Origin of the sequence: Acetomicrobium thermoterrenum DSM 13490 (assembly GCF_900107215.1) — a bacterium.
Classification (GTDB): Bacteria; Synergistota; Synergistia; order Synergistales; family Acetomicrobiaceae; genus Acetomicrobium; species Acetomicrobium thermoterrenum.
Genome location: NZ_FNPD01000005.1, coordinates 112510 through 124657, shown reverse-complemented (window position 1 = coordinate 124657; position 12148 = coordinate 112510). Strand labels below are relative to the sequence as shown.

The 12148-nt window shown below is 49.7% G+C and carries 11 protein-coding genes; 10 read left to right on the top strand and 1 reads right to left on the bottom strand.

Translation table 11 applies throughout. The features are described 5' to 3' along the window. Positions 1-14 precede the first annotated feature (14 nt). The 6 genes from BLU12_RS05490 (at position 15) to lipB (ending at position 5402) form a co-directional block, all read left to right on the top strand. Positions 15-989, top strand: coding sequence for an alpha-ketoacid dehydrogenase subunit beta (locus tag BLU12_RS05490; protein WP_091461155.1), 975 nt, complete (start codon positions 15-17; stop codon positions 987-989). A 79-nt stretch (positions 990-1068) separates the two neighbouring features. Beyond that, the gene (locus BLU12_RS05485) at positions 1069-1566 is read left to right on the top strand and encodes a VOC family protein (protein ID WP_091461154.1); all 498 of its coding nucleotides are present in this window, start codon (positions 1069-1071) and stop codon (positions 1564-1566) included. Positions 1567-1581: 15 nt separating this feature from the next. Beyond that, entirely contained in the window at positions 1582-2400 is an 819-nt protein-coding gene (locus BLU12_RS05480; protein WP_091461152.1) for an SDR family NAD(P)-dependent oxidoreductase, read from the top strand. Positions 2401-2427: 27 nt separating this feature from the next. Further along, a complete protein-coding gene (locus BLU12_RS05475) occupies positions 2428-3429 on the top strand; it encodes an ATP-NAD kinase family protein (protein WP_091461150.1) in 1002 nt (333 codons plus the stop codon). Positions 3430-3443: 14 nt separating this feature from the next. Continuing rightward, positions 3444-4658: a dihydrolipoamide acetyltransferase family protein gene (locus BLU12_RS05470; RefSeq protein WP_091461149.1), complete on the top strand. Its 1215-nt coding sequence runs from the start codon at positions 3444-3446 to the stop codon at positions 4656-4658. A 69-nt stretch (positions 4659-4727) separates the two neighbouring features. Continuing rightward, entirely contained in the window at positions 4728-5402 is a 675-nt protein-coding gene (gene lipB / locus BLU12_RS05465; protein WP_234945484.1) for a lipoyl(octanoyl) transferase LipB, read from the top strand. Positions 5403-5420: 18 nt separating this feature from the next. On the opposite strand, the gene pfp is transcribed toward lipB, so the two are convergent. After that, the gene (gene pfp / locus BLU12_RS05460; protein WP_091461147.1) at positions 5421-6683 is read right to left on the bottom strand and encodes a diphosphate--fructose-6-phosphate 1-phosphotransferase; all 1263 of its coding nucleotides are present in this window, start codon (positions 6681-6683) and stop codon (positions 5421-5423) included. Positions 6684-6843: 160 nt separating this feature from the next. On the opposite strand from pfp, the gene BLU12_RS05455 reads away from it, so the two are divergent. The 4 genes from BLU12_RS05455 to BLU12_RS10185 all read left to right on the top strand — a co-directional run bounded on the left by BLU12_RS05455 (position 6844) and on the right by BLU12_RS10185 (position 11796). After that, a complete protein-coding gene (locus BLU12_RS05455; RefSeq protein ID WP_091461145.1) occupies positions 6844-7512 on the top strand; it encodes an endonuclease III domain-containing protein in 669 nt (222 codons plus the stop codon). A 164-nt stretch (positions 7513-7676) separates the two neighbouring features. After that, positions 7677-9050: an MFS transporter gene (locus BLU12_RS05450; protein ID WP_234945492.1), complete on the top strand. Its 1374-nt coding sequence runs from the start codon at positions 7677-7679 to the stop codon at positions 9048-9050. A gap of 135 nt (positions 9051-9185) precedes the next feature. Further along, positions 9186-10829 carry a M20/M25/M40 family metallo-hydrolase gene (locus BLU12_RS05445; protein WP_091461142.1) on the top strand — a complete coding sequence of 548 codons (1644 nt, stop codon included), beginning with the start codon at positions 9186-9188 and terminating at the stop codon, positions 10827-10829. 109 nt (positions 10830-10938) lie between these two features. After that, entirely contained in the window at positions 10939-11796 is an 858-nt protein-coding gene (locus BLU12_RS10185) for an REP-associated tyrosine transposase (protein ID WP_091461140.1), read from the top strand. Positions 11797-12148 lie beyond the last annotated feature (352 nt).

Here is a 12148-nt window from a genome sequence, read left to right as displayed (position 1 = left end):
AGGAGGCGAAGACGATGAGAAAGTTGACAATGCGTGCAGCGATAAATGAGGCCTTACGTCAGGAGATGAGGCGCGATCCCAATGTATATGTCATTGGTGAGGACGTTGGGGTATTCGGCGGCTGTTTCGGCGTGACGGCAGGGCTGATAGATGAATTTGGCCCTGAGCGGGTTGTAGATACCCCCATTACAGAAAGCGCCATAGTCGGCAATGCCCTGGGCGCTGCTGCAACGGGGTTGAGGCCCGTGGCCGAGATAATGTTCATGGACTTCGTTGGCGTGACCATGGACCAGATATACAATCAGGCGGCGAAGATGCGCTATATGTTCGGCGGAAAGGCGAAAATACCGATGGTCATAAGGGCGGCATGCGGCGCCGGCGGATCTGCGGCGGCACAGCATTCCCAGTCCCTTGAGGCCTGGTTCATGCACGTTCCTGGCTTGAAGGTCGTAGCTCCCTCCACCGCTTACGATGCTAAGGGGTTGCTCATAAGCTCGATAAGGGATGACAATCCCGTCATATTCGTAGAACATAAGTTCATTTATGACCTGGAAGGAGAAGTGCCCGAGGATATCTACACCGTTCCCCTGGGGAAGGCTGACGTCAAAAGACAGGGAAGCGACGTAACGATTATTGCCACGATGGCGATGGTCCATAGAGCACTAGAGGCAGCCGAGGAGCTGTCCAAGGAAGGCATCAGCGTGGAGGTCGTCGATCCGCGGACACTGCAGCCCCTAGATGGCGAGACGATCATCGAATCGGTAAAGAAAACCCACAAGGTTGTCATCGTCCACGAGGCGGTCAAATTTGCCGGTCCCGGTGCGGAAATTGCGGCCATGATCGCCGAAGAGGCCTTCGATTATTTGGATGCTCCGATAAAGCGCGTAGCTGCTCCCTTTACTCCCGTACCCTTTAGCCCCGTGCTCGAACAGGAGTACATCCCAAGCAAGGAAAAGATCATCGCTGCCGTAAGGGAAGCCGTAGCGTGAGCTAGTTCAGGGAACGCTTGACATCCATTGTCAAAGCGTTCCCTGCATTGCTAACCGTTACAAAGAGGGGGAGAGAGAAATGACAAAGAAAGGTTTGTTTAACCAGGTCCTTCAGATAGCAGTAGTCGTTAAGGACCTGGAAGAAGCCATGAAAAATTACTGGGATAAATGGGGCATAGGTCCCTGGAGCGTTTATACCTTCGATCCAAACACCGTTAAAGACATGATATTGCATGGCAAAAGAGAAGATTACGCCATGAGGCTTGCGCTTGCTGAGATCGGGAACGTTCAATGGGAGCTCATTCAACCCCTTGATGATAAGAGCATATATGCTGATTTCCTTAAAGAACACGGCGAGGGCCTTCACCATGTAGCGCTGGGGGTTAGAAACTATGAAGAGGCGATGGAACTGGCAAAAGAGAGGGGAATAGAAGTAATTCAGGGTGGAACATGGTTTGGATTTACCTACACCTATCTTGACACCAGAAAGGACTTGGCCACTATCGTGGAGCTTTACAACCAGCCAGAAGGTTGGGAATTTCCTGAACCTGAGGATACCTATCCCAAGAACTCTTAAAGGAGGGCTAGGGAAATGAGCCTGGAGGGAAAAGTAGCGATCGTTACAGGGGGAGGACGAGGAATCGGCCGAGGAATTGCACTTGCCCTTGCTGGAGAAGGGGCTAATGTTGCAATAGTTGAGGCAGAAGTTCTCGACAGCTCCTTTAACCACTACGGCACGAAGGAGATCAAAGGTTACAGCGCAGCCCAGGAGGTGGCAAAGGAGATAGAGTCCCTCGGAAGACGGGCTATAGCCATAAACGCGGACGTAAGTAAATCCGAACAAGTCGCTCAAGCAGTAAAACAGACCATCGATGAACTGGGGTCAATAGATATATTGGTCAATGCCGCTGGAGTCGTGTGGGTCTCGACCGTGGAGAACGTGGAGGAAGAGGCCTGGGACCTTACGATGAATGTCAACGCAAAAGGGGTCTTTCTATTTTCGAAGGCGGTCATTCCCTACATGAAGCAAAGAAAATGGGGGCGCATCATAAACGTCGCTTCAATTGCGGGGAAATCGGGATTTCCTGGACTTCCCCTTTATTGCGCGTCTAAATTTGCTGTGGTGGGATTTACCAATTCCTTGGCAAAAGAGCTTGCCAGGGACAACATCACTGTAAACGCCATCTGCCCCGGCATAGTTCGAACCCAGATGTGGACTCTGCTTGCCGACGTCTGGAAGATGCCAGGCGAAAGTTGGGATAAGTCCTTTGCCAGAAATGTATCGGCCATGATACCTCAAGGGGTTGAGCAGACACCTGAGGATATGGCTAAACTTGCGTTGTTTTTTGTCTACTCCGATCACGTGACGGGTCAGTCGGTCAACGTCGATGGAGGTTCTATGACATTTTAATCTGATTGGAAAGGGGAATCGATATCCTTGACATTAGTAGGGATCATAGCTAACCCCGCTTCGGGCAAGGACATTAGGAGGCTCGTTGCTCACGGCTCGGTCTTCGATAATATCGAAAAGGTAAACATCGTTAGGCGCATCCTCTTGGGGCTCGAGTCCACGGGCGTTGACAAAGTGCTTTACATGCCCGATTACTTCGATATCGTACCCAGGGCTTTGGAAAACGTTCACCTCAAAATGAGCGTTGAGCCATTGAACATGAGATGTGAGGGAACGCAGGAAGACTCCACTTTGGCCGCCAAGCTGTTGGAAGAGGAGGGGGCCAAATGTTTCGTGATTCTCGGAGGGGACGGGACAAACCGCGCCGTTGCGAAGGGGAGCATTTCCGTTCCCTTCATGTCCGTGTCCACGGGGACGAACAACATCTTTCCCTGTATGGTTGAAGGGACGATAGCGGGGATGGCGGCGGGCTACGTAGCTACCGGTGCAGTCTCTGTCGAAGATGCTACCTTTCCAACGAAACGCATCGATATTATGATCGACGGAAAGGTTGTGGACATCGCCCTTGTGGATGTAGCTCTCTACGATGACATATTTTTGGGCTCAAAGGCCATATGGGATATGAATAGGGTTAAAGAACTTGTGTTGACCCAGGCCAAACCGAGCAATATAGGCCTTTCTTCCATAGGGGGCATGGTCATTCAATGGCCAATACCACAGGATAAAGGATTGCACGTAATTTTAGGATCTTCTGATTCTGAGGAGGGTTTCATAGTAACCGCTCCTGTCGCCCCAGGGCTTATAAAGCCCGTAAGGGTCCTGGAATTTAAATCAATATCGATAGGAGACGAGATATGTTTCGATATGAGCCCGGCAGTGATTGCCCTTGACGGTGAGAGGGAAGTGGAATTGCACCCGGGAAAGAAGGCTTCAGTTCGTTTAAGCGGAAGTGGCCCGCGAGTCGTAGACATCGAAAGGACTATGTGGCTTGCCGTTCAAAGAGGACGCATGACCAATCACGGCAAATAGGGAGGTGTAATTTTATGGCAACAGTCATCACAATGCCCAAGCTTGGCCTTACCATGACATCCGGCTCGGTGGCCAAATGGCATAAAAAGGAAGGAGATAGGGTCGAAAAGGGAGAGGTGGTCCTGGAGGTCTCCACGGAAAAGATCACCTATAAGGTCGAAGCCCCCGAAAGCGGGGTGCTGAGGAAGATCTTAATGCAACCGGGGACTAAGGTGCCCATCGGTACGCCGCTTTGTATAATAGCAGCCCCAGACGAAGATATAAGCGAGCTTTTAAAGGAAGCTCCTTCGGCTCCTGCAGCTGAAAAGCCCGCTCAAGCGGAAGCCAAGCCCGCCCCCGTGGCTGCTAAACCGGCAGGCGAAGAGGTTTTAATCAAGGCCACGCCCATCGCAAAAAAGATAGCCAAGGAACACGGCATCGATTTAGCCTTGGTTACCGGCACGGGTCCGGGTGGGAGGATAGTAGAAAAAGACGTGCTTGACTTCATCGAAAGACAAAAAGCCGAAAGGGCAAAGCCAGTAGTTGAGGCAGCTCAGCTTAAAAGGATCGCCCTATCCGATGTCAGGCAGGTAATAGCCGAGAGGATGTCCACGAGCTGGCAGAACTCGCCAATGGTTACATTAAATGCCGACGTAGATTGCACTTTGTTAAAGAAACTGCGGGAAGACCTGAAATCCTCTTTTAAGGAAAAGGGGCTTAACCTCTCTTACAATTATATATTAATGAAAGCCTGCGCCGTCGCATTGAAAGAACAGCCGATGCTCAATTCCTACTTGGAAGGCAACGAGGTAGTTCTCTACGACGAGATCAACATCGGCCTTGCCGTGGCGACGGAGGAGGCGTTACTCGTTCCCGTGGTGAAGGACGTTGCCGGCAAGAACTTGTACGAAATTGCCTCTGACGGTGATGCCCTGATCGAAAAGGCCCGCAAAGGCGAACTTGCTATAGACGACGTAACCGGGGGCACCTTTACTGTCACTAACCTCGGAATGTTTGGCGTTAGAGACTTTACTCCCATCATCAATCCTCCGCAGTGCGCCATTTTAGGGGTTGGAGAGATGAAAGACAGGCCTTGCGTTTGCGATGGCCAAATAATCGTAAAGCCCATGATGACGCTTTCTTTGACCTTCGACCACAGGATCGTCGACGGCGCCCAAGGGGCCATGTTTATCAGGCGCGTAAAAGAGCTGCTCGAAAATCCCTTGCTGCTTCTGGCTGTCTTGAAATAAGACATGACATAATAGTACAAGGTGTAGGGGAAAATGCCCCTACACCTTATTTTTAGGAGGTGTGGCCAGTTGAGCAGAAGATGTTTTGTCGTGGAATTTAAAGAGCCCCTGGGTTACGGCGACGGCCTTACCCTCCAGGAAAGAGCTTTTGAAAAAGTTTCCGCGGGCGAGGCCGATGGCATACTCCTTCTTTTGGAGCACAAGCCCGTTTTTACCGTAGGAAGATCGGGGGGAAGGGAAAACCTGCTCGCGGACAAAAGGACTCTTGAAACTTACGGGATAGAGCTATATGAGACGAACAGGGGAGGAAACATAACCTACCATGGTCCTGGGCAGATCGTCGCCTACCCCATATTTAATTTGAGCAAATGGAAAAAGGACCTCCAATGGTACGTCTCATGCCTTGAAGAAGTGATTATACAAGTGCTGAAAGATTACAATATAAAGGCCGGCAGAAAGCCTAAATACAGGGGCGTCTGGGTCGCCGACAAAAAAATCGCAGCCATAGGGATCGCCGCCGAAAGGTGGATCACAATGCACGGTTTTGCCTTTAATGTAAAGGTTGACAAGTCCCACTTCGAGCTCATCAACCCCTGCGGTATAAAGGAATTTTCCGTGGCCTCGCTTGATGACTACGTCAAGGGTGTAGATTTTCGCGAGGTAGTAAAAAAGACAAAGAAAAAGTTTTCGATCATCTTTGAAGCCGGCTTCGATGAGGTTGCGAAAGACTGGATTTTAACTTAGCCGGGCCTTTGTCCCGTATTACAGCCCCACTACATATCCGTACTTTTCTATGAACTGCTGCGGCGTCATGTTGGCGATGCGCGACATCTTGTTTAAAAGGAATTCCGATTCGAAGTCGCGCCTCTCCAGGCGTATCATGTATTTTCTTGCGATGCGATACTGCAAAGAGTCGGTATCGACGAGCCTTATCTTCATCTTGCCCGTCTCGGGATCCACGATGTCCTCGAATTTGATGGGGTTGAGCTCGTTGTTTTGGATGGCAATTACAGCGTTGGAGCCGCCCTCGGCGAGGAATTTAAAGGCGCCGTAGCCCAGGTTTCTGGTGTATTCTACGTCGAAGGGGTTTGGGGGAGCGCATCTTACTTCGTATCCTATCTCCTTGTTTTGGACCGATATGGGAATGCCCATTTTTTTTAGCTCGCAGTTGAGCTGCTTTTTTAAGACGTCGGAGAAGTTGATCTCGGCGTATCGGACGTGGCCGAAGTCGTCTTTTTCGATGCAGTCGATGGCCGCAAGTTCCTGTGAGGACACCTTCGATATCAGGCCCTCGGCGGCGACAATGAGGCCGTGATCTTTCTCGAGGGCGAGCCTTTTTATGATGGCGCCGCTCATTATGTCGATGACGTGTTGCAGGCTTATGGTTTCGCTTTCAAATTCCTCTGGTATGATTGAGAGTGTGGCGCTTGCGCTTTTGCCTATACCTAAGGCCAAGTGCCCGCTGGAACGTCCCATGGTAACCACCAGAAACCAGCGTCCCATGGTCTTTGCGTCTTCCATTAGGTTCATCACCAGTTCCGCACCCAGTGCCCTAGCCGTCTCAAAGCCAAAGGTGGGCAGCCCCTCCGGCAAAGGCAGGTCGTTATCTATGGTTTTGGGGACGTGGACGAAGTGGATGTTTAATCCCAGCCTTTCTCTAGCGAACTCCGAGACCTTGTAGGCAGCGTAGGCCGTGTCGTCCCCGCCGATGGTGACGATGTGGGTAACGCCCAGGTCTACTAGGTTTTCCACGACGGTGCGCATGGTCGCTTCGCTTTTGGTGGGGTTAAATCTGGAGGTTCTTATGATACTTCCGCCTTCCTTGTGTATGCGGCTGACCTTGTCGATGGTAAGGGGGATGACCTTTTTGTTGGCCGTAGCAAGGCTTGAAAATCCGTCGCAGATGCCCAAGACGTCCCAACCGTTGTTGCGAGCCTCTATGGTGACTGAAGCTATTACGTTGTTGATGCCCGGTGCGGGTCCTCCTCCGCAGATGAGGGCCAATGTGTTCTCCTGAAAATTCATAAGTCCATACCTCCTTTATTTACCGTATTTTAACTACATTTGTTTATTCTGTCTATCAGCGGATAAGTTCGCGATCCCTTTATTTTTTCCTCAAAAATATCCTACAAATATTTTACGTATCATAAGTTGGGCCTGCCGCTGGATTTGGTAGAATAATGCTATGGACAAAGGGATAATTGCGATTTACGAGGCTTTGCTCGATGCTTACGGCCCACAGGGGTGGTGGCCCGTTGCAGGAAGTTACCACCAGGGAGATTACGGATATCCCAGAAACGAAAAAGAAGCTTTTGAGATCATCGCTGGGGCGGTGCTCACGCAAAATACGGCCTGGACGTCGGTTGAGAGGGCGCTTGAAAATTTGAGGGGCATCGATGCGTTGGACCCTCATAAAATCCTTACCTTAAGCTTGGACGTGCTTAAATCGGCCATAAGGCCCGCAGGGTTTTTCAACCAGAAGGCGATTTATTTGATGGAAATGGCCGACTTTTTCGTGGGATTGAAGGGGAGGACGCCATCCAGAAAGGAGCTTATGTCCGTCAAAGGCGTGGGAAACGAGACTGCCGATTCCATCTTGCTTTACGCCTACAAACGGCCCGAGTTCGTCATAGATGCCTACACGAAGCGGATCGTTACTTCCTTGGGCCTTGCCGAAAGAAAAGCAGGCTACATGGAACTTAAAAATCTGTTTGAGTCAAACTTGCCCGGGGATGTCGCTCTTTATCAGGAATATCATGCCCTGTTGGTCGAGCATGCAAAGCGGTTTTACAGCGGCAAGGCTCGAGAGTCCTCAGGGGTGTTTGTGGACTTTTTAAGGGATTTATCCTATTAGGGGCAGAATTTTGGCAAAGCCATAAGGTTTCGGCCTGAATACAGAGGACGCTTTTTGTAATAATTTTGTTATAATAGTAAAAGTTGCGTAACCGCCTTAAATGGCTTTCGGCCAAAAGGGGCGGTTTGCTTTTTTATCAACGGAGGCGTGTTAAATTGGACTACATGATATTTGCTACGGTAAGCGTGGCTTTGATGCTTTCTTCGATCAGTGCTACGTCCATTGCTGTGGCTTTTCCTATAATTACGTCTTATTTTATGGTGCCGCTCACAATTGCCGGCTGGATCATAAGCGTTTACCAACTAGGCTTTACCGTTACGATGCCCATAATCGGCAAGGTAAGCGACGTGTTCAGCAGAAAGTCTACGTTTATATTGTGTTTGGTGCTCTTCGTGTCTGCCTCTACTGCCTGCGCCTTCGTCGACAACGTAGGGCTGTTGGTATTCTTCAGACTCATTCAGGCCTTCGGAGGCGGGGGATTCATGCCCTCGGCCGTCGGCATAATCTCCGAGGAATTTCCCGAGACAAGGCAGAAGATGATCGGGCTTTTCAGCAGCATCCTTCCAATAGGCCAGATTATCGGGCCGAACGTGGGTGGATGGCTGGTAGATTCCTTCGGATGGAGATCGGTCTTCATGATCAACTTGCCCCTGGGGGCCGTCGTCTTGCTGATGGCCATCGTTCTTTTGAAGGGCGACGAGAGAAAAGAGGGAAGCATAGATTTCCTCGGCGCCGGGTTGGTCGGCGGAGTGGTGGCCTTTTTGATGCTTGGGCTCACCTTTTTGGGATATGACAGCCTAAAGGGCTGGTCGTGGGCGCTTTTCCTTGCTTCGGCGATCTCTACAGCTCTTTTGATAAGGCACGAAAAGGGGGCGAAGGATCCTATTTTAGACATAGAAATATTGAAAAGAAAGCCTTTTGTCGCTGCCAACCTTTACAATCTCATTTACGGAGGAGCGGTGATAGGGGTACTGTCCCTCATACCCGCCTTCGCCGCCTCGGTTTATAAAATGAGTGCCTCCGAATGCGGATTGCTCCTCCTGCCAAGGTCGATCGGGATGATAGTTGCATCGATTATAACAAGCGTTTACATCATGAGATGGGGATATCGCTGGCCTCTGGTGTTGGGAAGCGGGGCTACTGTGGTAAGCCTGTATTTCTTGAGCAAAGAGCCGGCGAGCATCGTCTTTCTTTATGGAATCATGCTTTTTATCGGTATGAGCGTAGGCGTCATATCGCCTACAGCCAACAACGCCTGTATCGAGCTTCTTCCGCAAAAGGCAGCCACCATAACGGGCATAAGAGGAATGTTTCGCCAAATCGGCGGAGCTGTAAGCGTCACCATAGCCACGCTCATCGTCCAAACCGTCGGCGACCCTTCTCGGGGCTATGCCATCGTTTTTATCGTAATTGCCATATCCTTCGTCGCAGCCCTGCCTTTGATCTTCATGATGCCAAGCAGGCCAGGTGCGGGAATCGAGCGAAGCGAATGTTCCTTAAAGCGTCTAAAACCAACTACGAAAGAACGTGTTCAATGACAATACCTATAAAAGATTTTTACACCGCCGATGCAAGGCCTGCGAGAAATGCAGCCCCTAAACTTGTGTCTTCAAGGGAAAGCGGCCTTTAACTAAAGTGAGGCGGACTTTACATGCAAAGGGGATGCTACATCAATGTCTGTGGAAGATCGCATATACGAAGAGCTGATAAAGCTTGTTCGCATTCCAAGCGTCACGGGTTCCGACGGTGAAGTCGAGATAGCAAGGCACATATATGACAGCCTGAAGAAAGAACGCTACTTTATGGAACATCCAGGCCACTTAGATATGGTGCCCGGCCCTGACGGCCATCGCCGTTCAGTTGTTGCCTTGGTTCGCTCTTCATTGAATGTGCCCGATACCGTCCTTTTTATCGGACATTTAGACGTGGTAGGAGCTGAGGTGTACGGAGATTTGGCGGACAAGGCCTTTGACCCTGAAGCTTTGATGCAGGTTATGGCGAGCCGACCCATGGACGGGCAGGCAAGGGCAGACCTTGAAAGCGGCAACTGGATCTTTGGACGGGGCGTCATGGACATGAAATGCGGCGTGGCCCTGGAACTTGATTTGCTCAAAGAATTTGCCCGTGATCCTTCGCTTTTTGGCGTAAACGTCGTCGTTGCTTTGGTTTTTGACGAGGAGGGATCAAGCCAGGGTATGATATCGGCCTTGCCTTTTTTAGTTGATTTGGCCGAGCGGGAAGGCTTGAGCTTTATCAGCGCCATAAACACCGAGCCGACGGATGCAGGCCTTCCGGGTGCCTCAGGGCCGGGATATTTTTTAAGCACCATGGGAAAGACCCTGGTAATGACCTACGTCATAGGAAAAGAAGCGCACGGGGGCAGCTATTTTGGCGGCCTTAGCGCGTCGCTTTTGCAGGACTTCATCGACCTGGAGATTGAAGCGCGTCCCGAGCTTCGAGACGTCCTTGGTGCAAGCGTCACGTTGCCGCCCTTTGTGCTCAACCGACAATGCAGGCAAAAGGAAATGTACTCGGTTTCCATTCCTCACCTGAGCATGGCTTACTTCAACGTCTTTACTGTTGCTCGAACGCCCGGCGACGTGCTTGGGCTATTTAAGGAGGCTGCCGCCAGGGGAGCAAAAAGGGCCTTAGACTACATCGATGCTACCTATAAGGAAATGAAGAATTTTGGCTACGCTGGAGCGGCTAAAGAAAGAGGCCACGTTTCGATAATTGACTTTGCGGAGCTTCGCCGTCAGGCGGCCCGCAACTACCCCGGCGACTTTGAAAGGGCAGAACGCGAGATGGCCTTAAAGCTCAAATCGTCAGGTAAGGACTTAAGGGAACAAGGCATTGCCTTAGTTGAGTGGGAGATGTCCTGGCGCGACGAAAAAGAGCCTGCCGTCATAATAGGGTTTCTGCCGCCGTTTATGCCCCATCGGTCAAGTTACGGCCGGACAAAAGCAGAATTGCGTTTCGGCCGTGCGGTGAAGGCTACGGTATCTTACGCCGAAAACGTCTTTGGCAGGCCTTTGATGGAGTGTCCCGCCTTTGGAGGTTTGTGTGATTTAAGCTACATAGGTTGCGAGATAGACAAAGGCGAAAGGCAGACCTTGAAGGAAAACACCCCCGGTTGGGGCATTATATACGACCTTCCCTTTGATCTGATGGAAAAGCTTAACATGCCCATAATAAACCTGGGGCCGCTGGGAAGGGGAGCCCATACGTGGCTTGAAAGGCTTGAGCGCGATTACGCCCTAGGCGAGCTACCTCAGCTGCTGCGACAGTTTCTAATACTTTTGGGGTCAGGTCTTTAGTTTTGAATATTTCTTTTACTCAGCGCCAGAATAAATTAGTAAAACACAATGATCAACTTTCGTAATGTTCATGTATGTGCAAAAGTAAAATATGTAGTATATTTGATATATGGCACGACCATTGAGGGTTCAATTCGAGGGGGCAATATATCACATTACCTGTCGCGGAAACGCGAGAAACGACGTTTTCCTCGACGCTAAGGATCGCACGATGTTTTTGGGTATGCTTGGTAAGACCATCGAGCGATACAATTGGCTATGTCATGCTTACTGTTTAATGGATAACCATTACCACCTTTTAGTTGAAACACCGGACGCTAATATTTCAAAGGGGATGCATTACCTCAATTGTGTGTATACGATATATTTCAATCGTAATCACAATCGAGTTGGTCATGTACTGCAGGGCAGGTATAAGTCTATACTGGTAGAGCGTGACAGTCATTTGCTTGAATTGACTCGGTATATTGTGCTGAATCCTGTGAGGGCGGGATTCGTAAAGCGACCAGAGGATTGGCCGTGGAGCAGCTACAGGGCGACAGCGGGGATTGAAGGCGCTCCACCCTTTTTGCATACTAGCTGGTTGCTCGATCAATTTGACAAAAACAGCGAGCGGGCAAGACAGCTATATCGGGATTTCGTGGCGAATGAAGGCAAAACAGGCCCGTGGGAAGAACTCAAAGGCGGGGTAGTGCTTGGCAGCGAAAATTTTCTTGATGTTGTGAAGCCTTTGTTAGACAACTACCAACAGGATAACGAGTATCCAATCTATCAAAGAAAGGCAACACGTCCAACTTTGAAGGAGCTGTTTGCCAATATTAAGATTGATGATAAGCGTGAGCGAAACGGCAAAATTTACGAGGCAGTCCGCGTACACGGTTACACGCAAACCGAAGTTGCAAGGTTTTTAGGCCTTCATTATTCCACCGTTAGTGTAATCTTAAAACAAAAGGACAGCAATTCCTAAACTTGAGCCTGCCCGTGGGGGTCAGGTCTTTATTTTTGATTTTCTTCGTTGCTCGCTATTCCTTTGATTTAACAAATACTAATTTTAAGCACATAAAGCTTGAATATGTAGCGGTCATATTTGATATAGTTTTCATTAACGATATTGTATGCCTACCCCGGGGGCAAATGTATTTCCTAAGGTAAGTCTGTGGAATATGTTGTATGTTTGAAAATTTTCAGTCCATACAATAAAAATGACCGCGCTGGTTACAATTACTCCTTGTAATTATCACTACGGTGCTAATACATAGCTGCAATAGATATTAGTCCGTTAAATTATATTTTCAAGATTAAAGATCTGACCCTGATTG

Bases quoted from the DNA above. Each gene is read 5' to 3' on its own strand.
- BLU12_RS05490 (WP_091461155.1), top strand. From the start codon at position 15: ATGAGAAAGTTGACAATGCGTGCAGCGATAAATGAGGCCTTACGTCAG.
- BLU12_RS05470 (WP_091461149.1), top strand. From the start codon at position 3,444: ATGGCAACAGTCATCACAATGCCCAAGCTTGGCCTTACCATGACATCC.
- BLU12_RS05445 (WP_091461142.1), top strand. From the start codon at position 9,186: ATGTCTGTGGAAGATCGCATATACGAAGAGCTGATAAAGCTTGTTCGC.
- BLU12_RS05480 (WP_091461152.1), top strand. From the start codon at position 1,582: ATGAGCCTGGAGGGAAAAGTAGCGATCGTTACAGGGGGAGGACGAGGA.
- BLU12_RS05455 (WP_091461145.1), top strand. From the start codon at position 6,844: ATGGACAAAGGGATAATTGCGATTTACGAGGCTTTGCTCGATGCTTAC.
- BLU12_RS05450 (WP_234945492.1), top strand. From the start codon at position 7,677: ATGATATTTGCTACGGTAAGCGTGGCTTTGATGCTTTCTTCGATCAGT.
- BLU12_RS10185 (WP_091461140.1), top strand. From the start codon at position 10,939: ATGGCACGACCATTGAGGGTTCAATTCGAGGGGGCAATATATCACATT.
- BLU12_RS05485 (WP_091461154.1), top strand. From the start codon at position 1,069: ATGACAAAGAAAGGTTTGTTTAACCAGGTCCTTCAGATAGCAGTAGTC.
- pfp (WP_091461147.1), bottom strand. From the start codon at position 6,683: ATGAATTTTCAGGAGAACACATTGGCCCTCATCTGCGGAGGAGGACCC.